The following is a 17,363-nucleotide window of genomic DNA, read 5'->3' on the forward strand; positions in this document are numbered from 1 at the left end:
GCCTTGCTCACAAAAAACGATCCTCCTCTTTGATCCTCTTTTCATCATCGCCTATATGACTAGACATGAAATTTTAAATGACTAGTCATATAGGGAGAAAACATGAACCATCAGCTACCGGCCAACTTTTTATGGGGCAACTCGGTCTCCAGCATGCAGACGGAAGGAGCCTGGAACGAAGGCGGGAAGGGGATGTCGGTGTATGACATTCGTGAAGCCGGGGAAAACGTGTCCGACTGGAAAGTGGCGACCGACTCCTACCACCGCTACCGGGAAGATTTCGATCTGATGCAGGATCTGGGCATGAACTGCTACCGCTTCCAGATCTCATGGAGCCGCGTCTGCCCGCAGGGTGACGGCCCGTTCAACGACGAAGGCATCGCATTTTACGACCGCTTTATTGACGATCTGATCGCCCGCGGCATCGAGCCGATGATCTGCCTGTACCATTTCGATATGCCGCTGGCGCTGGCGCAGGAGTACAACGGCTTCAACGACCGCCGCGTAATGGACGCCTTTATCCGCTATGGCAAAAAGATGATCGACTGTTATGGCGACCGCGTGAAGTACTGGTTGACCTTCAACGAGCAGAACATCTTCCATATGCCGGAAGCGTTCCGTATTTCCGGCTATATGAAAGGCGAGAAAACCCTGCGCGAGCTGTACGAGCTGCAGCACCATACGATGGTGGCGCACATGGCGCTAACCGAATACCTGCACCAGACCAGACCGGGCCAGCTGATGGGCGGCATGCTGGCGCACCAGCTGATCTACCCGGCTACCTGCAAACCGCGCGATATCTTCTGCGCCCAGCAGTATGACGAGTTTCTCAACCAGAACCTGCTGCGCGTCTTCGCAGGGCAAGGCTACAGCCCGGCGGTGATGGCGGTGGTGGAACAGGAGGGCTTTGGTGATATCTACCGCGCCGAGGACCTGGCGCTGTTCGCTCGTACAAAGAACGACTATATGGCCTTCAGCTATTACGCCAGCAAAACGCTGGACAGCGATGCGATCCCGGAAGGCACGCCGGTGAACTATTACCTGCTGCACGGCGAGAAAAATAACCCGTACCTGAAGGCCACCGAGTGGAACTGGCAGATCGATCCGCTGGGCTTCCGCACCATCATCACCCGCTACGCCAACGACTGGCGCCTGCCGGTGTTCCCGATCGAGAACGGCATTGGGGTGATTGAGTCATGGGACGGCGTGAACCCGATTGAGGACACCTACCGCATCGACTATCACCGGGCGCACATCGAGGCCATGAAAGCGGCGATGTTCGAGGACGGGGCAGAGGTCATTGGCTACCTCGGCTGGGGATTGATCGACATTCTCAGCTCCCAGGGCGACATGCGTAAGCGCTACGGCGTGGTCTATGTCAACCGGGAAAACCACGACCTGAAAGACCTGAAGCGCGTGCCGAAGAAGAGCTACGCGTGGTTAAAACAGGTTATCCATACCAACGGACGCGAGATGTAAGCCGTACGCTGCCGGGCCGTTTTTGTGACTGATTGATGGGAACACTCCGCTATGTCTGAAACAAAAATCACACCGCACATGCAGTCCTTTGTCGATAAATTTGTCGAGTTTTCGGCGCGCCTGGCAAACCAGGTGCACCTGCGCTCCCTGCGCGACGCCTTCGCCACGGTGATGCCGATTTTCATCCTCGCCGGTCTGGCGGTGCTGGTGAACAACGTGGTGTTTCCGTGGATTTTTCACGGCGATACGCTGGCACACTTCAAAGTGTGGGGCGAGGCGATTATCAACGGCACGCTGAACATTGCCGCGCTGCTGCTGGCGCCGATGATTGCCTGGTCGCTGGCGCGCAACAAAGATTTCGACAATCCGGTCTCGGCAGTGGTTATCGCCGTCAGCAGCTTCATCATCATGATGCCGATGCGATTGCAGATTATGCCCGTCGGCAGCGATACCACGGTGAAAGTCACCCAGGTGCTGACGTTCGCCAATATCGGCTCCACCGGGATTTTCGCCGGGGTGCTGATTGGGCTGCTCTCAACGGAAGTGTTTATCGCTATTTCGCGCCTGAAGGCGCTGCATATTTCGCTGGGGGAAAACGTGCCTCCGGCCGTGAGCAAATCTTTTACCGCGCTGATCCCGACCATCCTCACGCTCTCCCTGTTCGCGGTGCTGGCGGCGGTGCTGGCAAACGTGCTGCATACGGATCTGATCCATCTCATTACGACCTTTATCCAGCAGCCGCTGCGGCTGATCAACACCAGCCTGCCGGGGACGATTTTCATCTACAGCTTCGGCAACTTCTTGTTCACGCTCGGTATTCATCAGTCGGTGGTCAACAGCGTGGTGCTGGAGCCGTTCCTGCTGATCAATACCAACGAAAATATGCTGGCCTTCGCCAACGGTCAGCCCATTCCGCACATCATCAACAATATCTTCGTGCCGACGTTTGGCATGGTGGGCGGCACGGGCAGTACAATCTCGCTGCTGATTGCGATATTTATCTTCTCGCGCCAGCAGTCGGCGAAGCAGGTGGCGCGCCTGTCGCTGGCGCCGGGCCTGTTTAACATCAACGAGCCGGTGATTTTTGGCCTGCCGATCGTGTTTAACCTGCCGCTGATGATCCCGTTTGTGCTGCTGCCCGCCATCGGCATTTATTTCGCCTGGCTCTGTACCACGCTGGGGCTAATGTCGCGCTGCGTGGTGATGATCCCGTGGACCACGCCGCCGATCCTGAGCGCCTGGCTGGCTACGGCGGGAGACTGGCGGGCGGTGGTGGTGCAGTTGGCAATCATCGTATTTGGTGTATTCTTCTACCTGCCTTTCCTCAAGATTGCCGAGAGAGTGGCGTTGAAAAACAGCGGGATAGAAAACTAACTGAAAGGAAGGACGATGGCGGCGAAGTACATCACCATAGCGCGGGAAATTAAGAAACGCATTATCAGCCAGCAGTACGCCGCCAACGAACCCCTGCCGGACCAGTTTGCGCTGGCGGCGGAGTTCAACTCCAGTCGGATGACCATTCAGCAGGCGATGCGCCAGCTGATCGTCGAAGGTCTGGTCTATACCCGTCAGGGCCAGGGCACGTTCATCCGTAAAAACTTCCTCCAGCTCTCGCAGTGGGATCTCTCCGGCAGCGACTACTTTGGCGCGACCAAAACCTGGGCACATCTGGGCACGGTCACGAGCCAGGTGGTGCATTTCGAGCTGCGCTTTCCTAATGAAAAAGAGCAGGCGTCGCTGATGATTAACGCCGATGCGCCGATCTATGACTTTATTCGACTCCGTTTGCTGAACGCTGAACCGATGTCGCTGGATTCCACGGTGATGCCGATGAATCTGGTCCCGGGCCTGACGAAAAACCATCTTGAAGCTTCAGTGTTCCAGTACGTTCAGGAAACGCTGGGGCTGAAAATTATGGGGTCGTACCGGGTGGTGCGGGCGCTTAAGCCCAGCGCGCTGGACAGAGAGCATCTGGTCTGCGAGGAAACCGATCCGGTGCTGGAGGTGGAGCAGGTGATTTATCTGGAAGATGGCACGCCGCTGGAGTATGCCCACTGCCACTATCGCTACGACCACGGCGGGATCGTGATCGTGAATAACGGGTAATCAGTCTTTCAGGCGCACGACTCGAAATAGCTGTCCGTGTCTTTTATGTAAAGATCGTTCTGACACAGATGCTGTATTTGACCAGGCTTAAATGTAAAACGGATTTTTTGAAACCAGGAACGTTTTATTTTGCTGGTATTCTCGCGCGATAATCCATAGTCATGGATTATTTCATGAACAAAACGAATGCTTTGTGCAGAAACATAGACAGGTGTTTTGGTTAGCTGAATCAGTTTGCTGATCCAAATATCATCCGCGCGAGGACAAACCGTAATAAAATCTTCGTTAAAATGGAAATATTCCGGGATCATATTTTTCTTGAGCACAACGCCACCAAGACCGGTGATGATATAGTTCTGCTCAACGACTTTTGGCACGGTGATAAGCGGGAAATTACGATAGGTATCAAGAAGTTCTTTCTTCTTCTTTACTGTTTCACGCACCCGCGCGGCAACCACATATTTTTGATTGTGGCGATAAAAATCATCCAGCAGTGTTTCTGCCCAAATTTCGTTATAGATTGCGTCATCATCGGCATAAATCAGAATATCGTCTTCGGTTGCTGCTTGCAGCGCCGGAAACAATTTCCGATAAGGGCCGGTGTTCTTAACCCATTTAAAAACCAGGTTGGTGCCCGTCTGGCGAATTTTCTGCGCCCATTCCGGCTCCTCAGTGATGCCTTCGTCACTGAGATAAGGTGTACTGGAGACCCACACAACAATTTGATCGACCTTCTTACTCTGGTTCGCCAGTGACCACACCGTTTGCGAACAGAGATAAAGGCGCGATTTTGTTGTTGTTAAGTTAATGCTAATCATCAAACTATGCGTGCTCCAGGAGATAAAAAGACCTTATAAAAGCAGATAAAACTGATTTTATAAGTGGGCGCATCATAACACTTAGAGGATTAGATGTAACCCCGCTGGGTTAGCAGAAAATGGCAAGAAAGGCACTTACGGCAGTAATAGCTGTTCAGAAAGGGTCAGCGTGATGGAGATTACAGTGCAATAAGACCCCGATAATACGGGGTCTTATAAGATACGTTATTGATTCAGCGTGATCAGTTCAAACGCACCGGCATTCCGGAGCGGTTCTGCACGGCCTGGTCAACAATCGCCGTTTCGACATCTGGCTGAGACGTCACCGCCTGCACCGCGCTGTTCAGCGTAACAGGAACGACTTCGTTGTTGTTGATCTGGTCTTCGCTGGTGGACAGCGGGTTGTGCACTTCGATGTAGCGGCTGCCGTCTGGTTCAGACGTTGCTTTCACCGGTTCGTTGATGAACTGCACGCGCGTACCGACCGGCACGTTTTCGAACAGGAACTTGATGTCGTCGTTACGCAGGCGCACGCAGCCGTGGCTCACGCGCAGGCCGATACCGAAGTTGGCGTTGGTGCCGTGGATCGCATACAGACGACCAATGTACAGCGCGTACAGGCCCATTGGGTTATCCGGGCCTGCCGGTACAACGGCTGGCAACGGTTCGCCCGCCGCGATGTATTCTGCGTGCATTTTGGCGGTCGGCGTCCAGGTTGGGCCCGCTTTCTTACGCTCAACTTTGGTGGTCCAGTTCATTGGGGTGTCTTTACCCAGCTGGCCGATACCGATTGGCAGCACGATAACGGTGTTGGTGCCTTTCGGGTAGTAGTACAGACGCATTTCGGCGCTGTTAATCACGATACCTTCATGAACGGTATCCGGCAGGATCAGCTGCTGAGGAATATTCAGCACGGTACCTGCTTTCGGCAGGTACGGGTCAACGCCCGGGTTCGCTTCCAGCATGTTAGACAGGCCCAGCTGGTACTGCGCAGCGAAATACTCCAGCGGCTGAGAGTTACCTTCAGGAACCGTCACCACCTGGTTTTGACCCACCAGACGGCTTCCGTCGGTCGGCAGGGGATACGTCACCGCAGACGCGGTCTTACAAAAACCTACTACGGCTAACGCCGCCGCAAAAAGCGCTGTTAATTTCATGTTCATGTTGTGCGAGGTATCTAAGCCATTCAGGCGATGAGTTGATAAGTCTGAATCTGTGATGGGAGCGCATTATATGTGCATTCCCGCTCACAGGGAATTCAGATGTGTACGAAATCACATTTTTTTCGATTTTGTTAAAGTTTAGTGGATGGTTGCAACGCGGGATCTCAATTCGGAATTGTGGCATAATGCCGTGTTTATCACACTTTTCGCAGGAATCTCCCCGTGTTAGTTACCAGCAACGTCACTATGCAGTTTGGCAGTAAGCCGCTGTTCGAAAACATTTCCGTCAAATTTGGCGGCGGCAACCGTTACGGCCTGATTGGTGCCAACGGTAGCGGTAAATCCACCTTTATGAAGATCCTCGGCGGCGATCTGGAGCCGACCCTCGGCAACGTGTCGCTCGATCCGAACGAGCGCATCGGTAAGCTGCGTCAGGATCAGTTCGCCTTCGAAGAGTTCACCGTGCTCGACACCGTGATCATGGGGCACGCGGAGCTGTGGGAAGTGAAGCAGGAGCGCGATCGCATCTATGCGCTGGCCGAAATGAGCGAAGAAGACGGCTATAAAGTGGCCGACCTGGAAACGCAGTACGGCGAGATGGACGGTTACTCTGCGGAAGCGCGCGCGGGCGAGCTGCTGCTGGGCGTGGGTATTCCGGTTGAACAGCATTACGGCCCGATGAGCGAAGTCGCGCCAGGCTGGAAGCTGCGTGTGCTGCTGGCTCAGGCGCTGTTCTCTAACCCGGACATCCTGCTGCTCGACGAACCGACGAACAACCTGGACATCGACACCATCCGCTGGCTGGAGCAGACGCTGAACGATCGCGACAGCACCATGATCATCATCTCGCACGACCGTCACTTCCTGAACATGGTCTGTACGCACATGGCGGATCTGGACTACGGCGAGCTGCGCGTGTATCCGGGCAACTACGACGAATACATGACGGCGGCCACCCAGGCGCGTGAACGTCTGCTGGCGGACAATGCCAAGAAGAAAGCGCAGATTGCTGACCTGCAGTCCTTCGTCAGCCGCTTCAGCGCCAACGCCTCTAAATCGCGTCAGGCAACCTCGCGCGCGCGTCAGATTGATAAAATCAAGCTGGAAGAGGTTAAAGCCTCCAGCCGTCAGAACCCGTTCATCCGCTTCGAACAGGACAAGAAGCTGTTCCGTAACGCGCTGGAAGTGGAAGCCCTTACCAAAGGCTTCGATGAAGGCCCGCTGTTTAAAAACTTCAACCTGCTGCTGGAAGTGGGCGAGAAGATTGCCATTCTGGGCGCTAACGGCGTGGGTAAATCCACCATGCTGAAAACCCTGGTCGGCGAACTGCAACCGGACAACGGCACCGTGAAATGGTCCGAAAACGCGCAGATTGGTTACTACGCGCAGGACCATGAGTACGAGTTCGAAAATGACCTGACCGTCTTTGACTGGATGAGCCAGTGGAAGCAGGAAGGCGACGACGAGCAGGCGGTGCGCAGCATTCTGGGTCGTTTGCTGTTCAGCCAGGACGACATCAAAAAGCCGGCTAAAGTGCTCTCCGGTGGCGAGAAGGGCCGCATGCTGTTCGGCAAGCTGATGATGGAAAAACCAAACATCCTGGTGATGGACGAACCGACTAACCACCTGGACATGGAATCTATCGAATCCCTGAACATGGCGCTGGAGATGTATCAGGGCACGCTGATCTTCGTCTCTCACGACCGTGAGTTTGTCAGCTCGCTGGCGACCCGCGTGATCGAAATTACGCCAGAGCGCGTGGTGGACTTCACCGGTAACTACGAAGATTACCTGCGCAGCAAAGGTATCGAGAACTAAAAAAATGCCGGGTGGCGGCTTCGCCTTACCCGGCCTACGTTCTATACCCTCTCCCTGTGGGAGAGGGTTAGGGTGAGGGCATCAGGCCGCACTACAGCACCCACTCACTCCCTTCAACCCCGTTCACCCGCAGCGTACGTTTTTCCCCCGCCGGTAATGATACCTTCAGCGCCTTCCACGCCGGACGATAGTCGCCGCGCGCATTCACCTTCAGGTTGATACTTGCGCCGTCGCACACCATTTCCCATTCCACCCACAGCGCATTGCCGTTCTGGTATCCCCAGCTTTCGCCGTCGTCTTCAAACAGCATGCCCGAGGTTGTGCCGACGCCCTTCACAGGGAACAGCTTCAGTTCGCGGGCCGTATCTTTTTCGGCACTCACATGCGTGATGCGCTCGCTGAGCGGCAGACCGGCTCCGGCGCGCACCAGCAGCGGCAGTTTTTCCAGCGGCGCGTCGAGAACGATCGACTGGCCGCCCGCATACCACGCGTGGGTGTAAAAATCATACCAGCCGGTGTCGTTATCCGGCAGCCAGACGCGGCGCTCGCGCTGCCCGGCTTCGACCACGCTGGCGACCAGCAGGTCGCGGCCCAGCAGGAAGTCATCGCATTCTTCGAAGGTCTGCGCATCGTGCTCGTGGTCGAGGAAGGTCGGACGCAGCATCGGCTCGTCGTCGGCGTGCGCCTGCCATAGCAGGGTGTAGAGATACGGCAGCAGGCGGTAGCGCAGCTCAACCGCGCCGCGAATGGCTGGGGTGACGCCCGGGTACATCCACGGCTCGTTCACCGTGTGGTCATCGTTCCACGAGTGAATGGTAAAGCGCGGATGCATCACGCCGTTCTGCACCCAGCGCACGAACAGCTCGGCGTCCGGCTTGTCGCCGGAGAAACCGCCCACGTCATGGCCGACGTTGAACAGCCCGGACAGGCTCATGCCCAGCCCCATGCGGATGTTATAGCGCAGCGTGTCCCAGCTGGTGCGGTTGTCGCCGCTCCAGGTCTGAACGTAGCGCTGCATCCCGGCGCAGCCGGAGCGGGAGATCAGATACGGGCGTTTTTCCGGCGCAAAGCGCTGCTGCGCTTCCAGCGAGGCGCGCATCATCAGCAGCGGCATGACCGGGCGAATGTGCTTGATGGCGATCTCCTTACCGAAGCCAAAGCAGCGGGCTTCCCCGTCCCACACTTCATATTCGTTGTTGTCGTTCCAGGTGGAGTCGATGCCCATCTCCAGCAGCTGCGTTGTGACGCCGTTCTGCCACCACTGCACCGTCTGCGGGTTGGTAAAGTCGAGGTGCGAGCCTTCGTCATCCCAGAAGCTGGAACGTTCGGGTGCATCGGTTTCTGAATCGCGAATGAACAGGCCGCTCTCCGCCACTTCGTTATAGCGAGGATGATCCTGCAGCAGGCACGGCTTGATGTTGGCGGCCAGCTTCAATCCCGCGTCGTGGAACGCCTGGCTCATTACCTTCGGCTGCGGCACCTTGTCGTAGTTCCAGTTGAAGACGTAGCGCTTGCCGTTGATGGAGGTATAGCCGGAGGAGAGCTGGAACGAGTCGCACGGGATGGCGTGCTCTTCGCACAGGCGGATGAAGTTCATCAGCTGGTTTTGCGCATCCGGCGCGTCGGTGTAGTGCATGGTCGAGCCGCTGTAGCCCAGGCTCCACTTCGGTCCGAACAGCGTTTTCCCGGTCAGGCGTACGAAGGCTTTGGTGACGTCCAGCACGCGCCTGCCGGTAAAGATGTAGTAGTCGATATCGCCCGCTTCCGCCTGCCAGCGGCGATAGGCGGTGTGGTAGTTGTCGATTTCGTTACCCAGATCCAGCCAGCAGCTGCTCAGGTTGTCGTAGAACAGGCCGTAGCTGACGTCGTCGCGGCGGGCGATAGTGAACGGGATGTGCTTGTAGAGCGGGTCGGTGCTGGCCGCGTTGTACCCCATTGCGTCGAGGTTGCGCATCTCATAGCGTTTACCGTTGCGCTGCAGATCGCCCGCTTTCTCGCCCAGGCCGTAGAAACGCTCGTCTTTACGACGGCTGAGGTAGTGCGCCACGCCGTCGCCGTGGGCGTTCAGCAGGTAGGCGCTGGTGGGGCGGTCATTGACCAGCGGCTGCCACTCGCCCGCCTCATCGCGGTAGTGCCACTCCAGCCACAGCGGCTGGTGCACGGTGACGCGCAGCTGTTCGGTTGCCACGGTTAACGTGTCGTCCTGCTGCGTCAGCGTCCAGGCCGGGCAGGTGAAGCCGCTGACATCGTCACGACGGCGACCTTCCCACGGCACGTCTTGTTCCGGGGCGATGCTCCAGGTGCGGTCCAGCGCCAGCTCGCCTTTGCGTTTGATCAGCACGCGGAACAGGTTCTCTTCCAGCACATACAGGCACAGGCGGTGCTGGTTATCGACCAGCAGTTCAAGATGGTTTGCCGACTGCGTATCAAGGGTCCAGTTTTTCAGGGTTTTCATATGCAATACATCCACTATCAGGCGCGCTTGGCGCGACGTTCAGCAATAAATGCTACCAGGAAGAGAGCGCCAATCAGGTCAAAGAAGCCCATGGCGATAAAGAGCGGGTTAAAGCCGATTTTGTCGGCGGTCACACCGATTAACAGCGAGAACAGGAAGCTGGCGATCCACGCCGCCGAGCCGCGCATGCCGTTGACGGTCGCCATCTGGCCTTTGTCGAACGACTCCACGACCAGGGCGCTGAGCATGCAGGAGATGATCTGGTGCCCGAAGCCGCCGATGGAGATCAGCACGATGGTGATATATGGGTCGCGGGTAATGGCCACGATGGCCAGCGAGATCATCAGGAACGCGCCGGTCACGGAGCTGGCGACGACAGAGTTCACGCGGGAGCAGCCGAACAGGCGGGTGTACAGACGCGTCAGGTAACCGCTCGCCACGCTGCCGAGGTCAGCGGCGAGGAACGGCAGCCAGGCAAACATCGCAATCTGCTTCAGGTCCATGCCGTGCTCTTTGGCAAGGTACAGCGGCACCCAGAAGCTCAGCACCGCCCAGGCCGGTTCCGCCATAAAGGCCGGGATGGCGATACCGTAGAAGCGTTTGTTCTTCGAGACGGTTTTCAGCGCGGTCAGGAAGGGCAGTTTGACGGCAGGCGGTTCGTTATCCTGCTTGATAAACGCCAGCTCGTCCTTGCTCAGGTTCGGGTGCTGCTCCGGGTTATGGTAGAACGCCCACCACAGGATCACCCACAGCAGCGCCAGCACGCCGGTAAACATGAACGCCCCCTGCCAGCCGAACGAGGCGTGAGCGAAGTAAATGATAGGCGGAGCCAGCATCGCGCCGATAGAGAAGCCCACGCCCGCCCAGCCGGCAGCAACGGGACGCTCTGATTTCGGGAACCATTCACCAATGGTTTTGGCGTTAGCCGGGGTAGCGGCGGCCTCAGAGGCACCCATAAAGAAGCGCAAAATAGCCAGGTGCAGCCAGCTTCCGGCGCCCGCGTGGAAAATACACATCAGCGCCCAGATCCCGGCGCAGACCATAAAGCCAATCTTCAGGCCGATCACGTCAATCAGCCAGCCGCAGAGGGGCTGGAAAATGGTGTAGGCGATCTGGAACGCGCCAACGATCCAGGAGTACTGCTCGGTGGTGATCCCGAGGCTCTCTTTCAGCTCGGGGGCAAGAATGCCTAACGAATTTCGGGTGATGTAGTTAACGGTGACGCCAAGTAAGAACAGCACCAGCACGTACCAGCGCAGGTTCTTGATGACGCGACGGGTTTTGCTTGTCGCAACGGTGTTATTGATGTCCTGACTCATTTTACTCTCCACAAGACGGACGGTAAGGGGACGGAGGTTCAGGTGTCACACAGATTTTTATGCCTTTGATTTCTATCCGTTTAAACTGCTTAAGTTGGTATACAACTAGTATGGAAGTTGTGTGACAAGTTCACCTTAAGGGAGAAAATGAGTGGGCAATAGTGGATTTTGTGCAAAATTTCTCATAACTGACTCAACCACTCTGGCATGATGGCATTTATGTCAGTTATTGCCTGACGGATACGCTATGAAAATTTTTTCATTTCGCAAATGGAGCCAGATCACAAAATGGACAAAAGGCTAAAAATCACCGAAATCGCCGCCCGTACGCAGCTCTCGATCAGCACCGTGTCTCGGGTGCTGGCGGGGAAAGCGAATACCAGCGAAAAAGCGCGCGCAAAGGTGCTGGCGTGCGCGCGGGAGCTGGGGGTGATGGAGGGCATGGCGGCGGGACGGCTGCTGCTCAATAGCCTGGTGGTTTTTGCCCCCCAGCGCGCCTTCGACGAGCGGTCCGACATCTTTTACTACCGCGTGATCCAGAGCGTGAGTAAAGGCCTGGCATCCCACGATGTGCGCCTGCGCTACTGCGCGCTGGAAGAGAACGACAGCGATGCCCAGCTTTTTCTGGCGCGCATGAATGAACCGGATACTCAGGCGGCAATCCTTCTCGGCATCGACGATCCCCACATTCACGATCTGGCGGTGGATGTGGGTAAACCCTGCATGCTGATTAACTGCCGCGACCGGAACATGCGTCTGCCTGCCGTTGCGCCGGATCACCGCGCCATTGGCGAGCGGGCGGCGGAATACCTGTTCGAGATGGGACACCGTGAGGTGATGAACGTGCTGTGCCTGCGTCGCTACACCATGGAGCTGCGCCTGTCGGGGATCCGCGACGCGTGGCAGTCCCACAACCTGACGTTCAGCGATAAACGCGATCTGCTGGTGGTGCCCAGCTTCAGCGCGCGCGAAACGGAACAGGCGGTCAGCAGCTGGCTCAGCGAAGTGCAGGGGAAAGATTTACCTACCGCGTTTCTGGTCGGCGGCGACTTTATGGCGGCGGGCACCATCAGCGCATTACAAAACCACGGTCTGCGCGTGCCGCAGGACGTGTCGGTGATGAGCATCGACGGGTTTAACCTGGCGGCGATCCAGGATGTTCCATTAACGGCCGTGCACGTTCCCCGCGACGAACTGGGAACCGAAGCGGTACACATGCTCCAGCAGCGGCTGATGCGCCCGGACGCGCCAGTGGGGACGTTACTGCTTAACGGTACGTTGACCGTGCGGGAGTCAGTCCGGCGGATACGTCAGGGGAAACGACGCACCGCCGTAGAGCGGGAAGGGCTGTACGACAGTTAGACCATGCCCAGCGCGCGCTTGCCGTGGATGTTGAGATCGTTCACGGTAAAGCGGTCCTGCCAGCTCTTTTCATAATCTTCGCGCGGGAAGTCTCCCGGCGACGCGCCGGTCTCCAGCGCTTCCTTCACCTTCTTCGCATAGGCGAGGTTTTTCTCGCACATCGGTGCGGCGGGAATGTACATCACGTTGCCCCAGCCCTGCTGATTGTCCACCGGCGCGACGGAGTGGATCACATCGCAGTGCCACCACACGGAATCGCCTGCCTCGAGTGCCGGAATGCTGCTTAATGCCTCGATGAGCAGCGGGTGCCACTTCTCGGAAACCGGCAGCACGCGCCCCGGCGCCACGCCGCACAGCTCGTCTTCCGGCACGTCGTCCAGCAGCGGACGCAGCAGAATGTACGCCATCGCTTCCGGGATGGGCACCACGTGCAGCAGCCCCTGGCCGGGGATCATGTCCGACAGCGCCGTCCAGCCCTGGAAGGTGCGGAATACCGAGCATTTGGTGGTGTTATCGACGGTGTACTCTTCCACTTCGGTACGGTGCGCGGCGTTCCACGGATCGTATTTCTCGATGTTGCCGTCAAACACGCGGGCAAAGACCTGCTGGTAAGCCGGCAACAGCCAGCGCTCCAGCGCGCCGGAGTCGGTATGCGCGCCGAGTCCTTTCGAGGTGGTTCCCGGCGGACGGCGGCGGATACGGTCCGGATAAATCACGCTCACGTCCGGGTCAAACCACTGTTTGCCGTTGCTCTCGAATGTCCATAAACGGTTCAGGAACGACTGCACCTGCGCCATCTCTTCGCTCTGGCGCGCCTGCATCTGCGCCTGCGACCAGTAAATCGGGTAAATCTCCGGACGAGAGGCCGTTAAGGTGCCGAAGAAGTTATCGCCTGGCCCTTTGTACACCTCGTCAAACTTGTTCAGATCGAGGTAGTCGAGCATCGACTGATCCCACGCCAGCGCCTGCTCGCGCGGGAAATGACCTTTAATCACCGCGCAGCCGCGGCGCTTAACGGCTTCGCGCTGCGCGTCGGTAATGGTGCCGTTTTTTACATCCGCGAACGGGATCGCCGGCCAGACGGATTCGCCTTTGTTTTTAAGGGCGTTGATTTCCGCCACGCGGGTGGCAATTTTATCGCTGAGCTTGTTGAACACCGCCTGCACGTCGCCGATCTGCGCGCGCAACTCACGTTTCAACTGACGGATTGCCGCTTTGTGATCCGCCGGCAAAGTTTCACTGGTAAAGGTCATAACTGCCTCGCCTCTTTCATTCGAAAATAAAAGTGTCTACAAGTGATACTTTAAGTTAAAATTAAGTTAATGCAAGTTTAAAAACTTGACGCAAGCCACAGGACGGAAAAAGAGTGAGAGGCCGGAGCCAGGCTCCGGCGAGGAGAGGATCAGGCGTCGAACGGGGAGTGGTTGTCGAGCACGGCCTGAATGACGTTCAGCGCGCCCTGATGGTTGTTGTCGTCGGTGCTGTAGCGGCTGATTTCTTTGATGCTTTCCGCCGCGTTGCCCATTGCAAAGGAATATTTCACCAGCTTCAGCATCTCGGCATCGTTGCCGCTGTCGCCAATGGCCACGCACTCCTGCGGGGAGATTTTCCAGCGCTTCAGCAGACGGCTGATGCCGTTGGCTTTGTGCAGGCCGGGGATAATCAAATCCACAAAACCAAAGCCGCTGGTGACGGGCTTCATGATGCCGTCCAGGGAGACGTGCAGCTTATCCACCAGATTAGGGATATCGCTGTCCGGCAGGTTCAGGGAGAACTTAAACAGCACGTCGTCAATTTCACGGTAATCGCTGATGCGCTTTAAGCGGTGGTAGTGCTTTGACATCAGCGCCACGAACGCTTCAGGAGCTTTGTCGCTCACGTAGGCACTCTCCAGCCCGCAGGCCACGAAGTTCAGCCCTTTATCTTTCAGCAGTTCGCCAATGACGATCTGCGATTCATGGCGGGTCAGCTCGCCGTGAAAAATCTGTTCGCCGCGATCGAACACCAGCGCGCCGTTTTCCGCCACGAAGGAGATCCTGTCTTTCAGCTCCGGAAAGAAGGAGATGAGCTGGTAATACTGATTGCCGCTGGCGACAACGAATTCAATGTCGCGGGCTTTAAGCTGCTCAAACTGTGCCTGGAAGCGGTCACGATCGTACTGCTTGGCATCATCAAGAAAAGTTCCGTCCATATCGGTGACGATAACTTTAACGGTCATACTGTGCTCCTGGGTCACTGCGTTTTGAAACATTCTAATAACAAGGTGACGGGGAGCACAAATTTAATTTCATTCGAAAGTAAAGCAAAACGGCAACCGAGGTTGCCGTTTTTAGTGTTTTCTCCCTCTCCCCGTGGGAGAGGGCCGGGGTGAGGGCATCAGCGTGCGCATTTCCCCTTAGGGGATACACCGTTACAGCGTATGCTCAGTACGGGCAATAATATCATCCTGCGCATCCGGCGACAGGGCGGTGAAGAACGCCGAGTAGCCCGCGACGCGCACCACTAGGTCACGATACTGGTCAGGGTGTTTCTTCGCCTCCAGCAGCGTGTCGCGCGAGACGATGTTGTACTGAATATGCCAGCCCTTATGCACCTCGAAGAAGGTGCGCAGCAGCATCATCAGCTTCTGGCGATCGCTGTCGTTTTCCAGCGTTGACGGATTCAGCTTCTGGTTCAGCAGCACGCCGCCGAGAATCGCCTCGGTAGGCAGTTTACCCACCGACCCGATCACCGCTGTCGGGCCGAGGTGATCGGTACCGGAAGCCGGGCTTGCCCCTTCCGCCAGCGGGGTGTGCGCCTTACGTCCGTCTGGCGTCGCCATCGTCGCCGCGCCAAACGGCACGTTCGCGGAAATGGAAGAGGTGCCCGCGTAATAGTTACCGCCAATCGGGCCGCGGCCGTAGCGCGGGTTGTGGTACTGCTTCAGCTCTTCAATGTAGGTCTGATAGGCGCGCGTCAGCAGCATATCCACGCTGTCGTCGTCGTTGCCGTACTTCGGCGCGCCGTTGATCAGGCGCTGACGCAGCTGCTCGTGGGTCAGCCCGTCGAAGTCATCCGCCAGGGCGGCCGCCAGCTGCTGCTGGCCGATGACGCCCTGCTCGAACACCAGCTTCTTCACCGCCGCCAGGCTGTTGCCGAGGTTGGCGATGCCCACCTGCAGGCCGGAGACCCAGTCATACTTCGCGCCGCCCTGCTTGATGCTTTTCGCGCGCTCGATGCAGTCGTCCACCAGCGCCGAGCAGAGAATATCGTGGACGTTCTCTTCCAGCATGGTGTCCACCACGTACTCAATTTCGATGGATTTGCGGGTGTAGTAGCGGATCTGGGTATCCCACGCCGCCATCACCTCCTCGAAGTTATCGAAGTTACCGGCAGAAAGCGCTTTCTCCTGCGGCAGGAACACCTTGCCGCTGGTGGCATCGCGGCCGCCTTCCAGCGCGGCCAGCATCACGCGGGCAAAGTTGATAAAGCTCATGCCGGTGCAGCGATAGCCCCACTTGCCGCCCACCGCGGTTTCGATACAGCCAATCGCCGCGTAGTCGTAGGCGTCTTCTCGTTCAACGCCGAGCTTGATGAATTCCGGAATGACGATTTCATCGTTGTTAAAAGCGGGCATCCCGAAGCCGCAGCGGATCACCTGCACGCAGGCGTCGAGGAAGTCGTTGCTCATGCCCGCGTGATAGCGCACGCTCAGGTTCGGCTGGGTGGAGCGCAGACGACCGCAGGATTCCAGAATCGCGTAGGAGAGCGGGTTCACCGCGTCCATCGGCTCACCGTTGACCAGCTTCTGGCCGCCGATGGTGACGTTCTGGTACAGCGGGCTGCCGGCGGAAGCCTTGGAGTGCGAGCCGGAGCGGATCTTGTTCACTTCCAGCAGCTTCAGCCAGCAGCTGTGCAGCAGCTCGATGGCGTGCTCGCGGTCGAGGCTCTGGTTCAGCTCCACGTCGCGGCGGTAGTACGGATAGAGATACTGATCCATACGCGCGAAGGAGACGGAGTGGCCGTTGGACTCAATCTGCAGGATCAGCTGAATGAAGTAGCACAGCTGCAGCGCCTGCCAGAAGGTTTTTGGCGGCTCGTGAGCAATCACGTCGCAGTTTTCTGCCATCGCCAGCAGCTCGTCGCGGCGGCTTGCGCGGGTTTCGGTTGAGGCCATCTCGCGCGCCAGATCGGCGAAGCGTTTGATGTGCAGGCTCACCGCTTCCAGCACGATATCAATTGCCTTCAGGAACTGATCGCCGTGCAGGTCTTCCAGCACCGTCAGGTTGATGCGCGAGCGGCGCTCGGCCACTTTGGCGCGCAGGCCGTCGAGACCTTTCTCCAGCACCAGTGGGAAGTTCACCGCCAGGTGCGCGTCGCCGGAAGTCATGTTGCCTTCGGCTTTGATAATGCCGGTTTCCAGCAGGCCTTTCTGCTCGTCGGTGAACATGCCGTAGCAGCGGTCCTGCACCGTCTGGCCGCGCCACCACGGGCAGATCTCGTGCAGGACGCGCTTGTTCTCTTCGCTCACCGCAAAGCCCGCGCCCGGGCGATCCGCCAGATCGTCGATCTCTTTCTCAATCCAGGAGACGGTGTATTCCGGGAAAATCGGTGCGGCGCGCACTTCGCTGGCCTGGTTACCGATAATCATCTCGTCGTGTTTGATCCAGATGGTACGCTCGGCCAGGTGATGGGCCAGCGCCAGGGCGCGACGGACCGGGATCGGCTTGTCCATGTGCTGCTGGTACATTTCGGTGTAATGCTGCGCGCGCTCGGTGCAGACCGGCGGCTTAACGATATGCACCAGCGCCGTTTTGTGCGCCTTAATGCGCTCGCTGAGGGTGTTGAGATTCAGGGTTGTCAT

12 protein-coding genes are annotated in these 17,363 nt (G+C 57.5%); 5 read left to right on the top strand and 7 right to left on the bottom strand.

Features of this window, described 5'->3' with window-relative positions:
- The first annotated feature begins 102 nt into the window (after positions 1–102).
- The 3 genes from ACMGG5_RS13025 to ACMGG5_RS13035 are packed head-to-tail and all read left to right on the top strand — an operon-like array spanning position 103 to position 3,585.
- Positions 103–1,479, top strand: a complete 1,377-nt coding sequence (locus ACMGG5_RS13025) for a glycoside hydrolase family 1 protein (RefSeq protein ID WP_061715701.1) — start codon at positions 103–105, stop codon at positions 1,477–1,479.
- A 51-nt stretch (positions 1,480–1,530) separates the two neighbouring features.
- Complete coding sequence (locus tag ACMGG5_RS13030) at positions 1,531–2,853, top strand: PTS sugar transporter subunit IIC (RefSeq protein WP_420277947.1); 1,323 nt, start codon at positions 1,531–1,533, stop codon at positions 2,851–2,853.
- A gap of 15 nt (positions 2,854–2,868) precedes the next feature.
- The gene (locus ACMGG5_RS13035; protein ID WP_420277948.1) at positions 2,869–3,585 is read left to right on the top strand and encodes a GntR family transcriptional regulator; all 717 of its coding nucleotides are present in this window, start codon (positions 2,869–2,871) and stop codon (positions 3,583–3,585) included.
- An 8-nt stretch (positions 3,586–3,593) separates the two neighbouring features.
- Here the strand turns inward: ACMGG5_RS13035 and ACMGG5_RS13040 are convergent, their stop codons facing one another.
- Together ACMGG5_RS13040 and ldtB are read right to left on the bottom strand one after the other, a co-directional pair.
- A complete protein-coding gene (locus ACMGG5_RS13040) occupies positions 3,594–4,403 on the bottom strand; it encodes a glycosyltransferase (protein ID WP_024908699.1) in 810 nt (269 codons plus the stop codon).
- A gap of 242 nt (positions 4,404–4,645) precedes the next feature.
- Positions 4,646–5,566, bottom strand: a complete 921-nt coding sequence (gene ldtB, locus ACMGG5_RS13045) for a L,D-transpeptidase (RefSeq protein ID WP_024908698.1) — start codon at positions 5,564–5,566, stop codon at positions 4,646–4,648.
- Positions 5,567–5,788: 222 nt separating this feature from the next.
- Between ldtB and ACMGG5_RS13050 the strand changes: the two genes are divergently transcribed.
- Positions 5,789–7,384, top strand: a complete 1,596-nt coding sequence (locus ACMGG5_RS13050; protein ID WP_024908697.1) for an ABC-F family ATPase — start codon at positions 5,789–5,791, stop codon at positions 7,382–7,384.
- Positions 7,385–7,475: 91 nt separating this feature from the next.
- Here ACMGG5_RS13050 and ACMGG5_RS13055 read toward each other — a convergent pair whose 3' ends face one another.
- Positions 7,476–9,839 (bottom strand): TIM-barrel domain-containing protein, encoded by a 2,364-nt coding sequence (locus tag ACMGG5_RS13055; RefSeq protein WP_420277949.1) that lies wholly within the window; start codon positions 9,837–9,839, stop codon positions 7,476–7,478.
- Between the two features lie 17 nt (positions 9,840–9,856).
- A complete protein-coding gene (locus ACMGG5_RS13060; RefSeq protein ID WP_045909413.1) occupies positions 9,857–11,158 on the bottom strand; it encodes an MFS transporter in 1,302 nt (433 codons plus the stop codon).
- Positions 11,159–11,446: 288 nt separating this feature from the next.
- On the opposite strand from ACMGG5_RS13060, the gene ACMGG5_RS13065 reads away from it, so the two are divergent.
- On the top strand, positions 11,447–12,520 hold the full coding sequence (locus tag ACMGG5_RS13065) for a LacI family DNA-binding transcriptional regulator (protein WP_048991498.1): 1,074 nt from the start codon (positions 11,447–11,449) through the stop codon (positions 12,518–12,520).
- Here ACMGG5_RS13065 and ACMGG5_RS13070 read toward each other — a convergent pair.
- From ACMGG5_RS13070 to ACMGG5_RS13080, 3 genes are all read right to left on the bottom strand, one after another.
- Positions 12,517–13,773 carry a DUF1479 domain-containing protein gene (locus ACMGG5_RS13070; RefSeq protein WP_370883968.1) on the bottom strand — a complete coding sequence of 419 codons (1,257 nt, stop codon included), beginning with the start codon at positions 13,771–13,773 and terminating at the stop codon, positions 12,517–12,519. The genes ACMGG5_RS13065 and ACMGG5_RS13070 overlap by 4 nt on opposite strands.
- 149 nt (positions 13,774–13,922) lie before the next feature.
- Positions 13,923–14,738 (bottom strand): Cof-type HAD-IIB family hydrolase, encoded by an 816-nt coding sequence (locus ACMGG5_RS13075; protein WP_148769777.1) that lies wholly within the window; start codon positions 14,736–14,738, stop codon positions 13,923–13,925.
- Positions 14,739–14,930: 192 nt separating this feature from the next.
- Positions 14,931–17,363, bottom strand: coding sequence for a formate C-acetyltransferase/glycerol dehydratase family glycyl radical enzyme (locus ACMGG5_RS13080; protein ID WP_420277950.1), 2,433 nt, complete (start codon positions 17,361–17,363; stop codon positions 14,931–14,933).

The organism is Enterobacter sp. BNK-34 (assembly GCF_048684445.1).
Taxonomy (GTDB): Bacteria; Pseudomonadota; Gammaproteobacteria; order Enterobacterales; family Enterobacteriaceae; genus Enterobacter; species Enterobacter pseudoroggenkampii.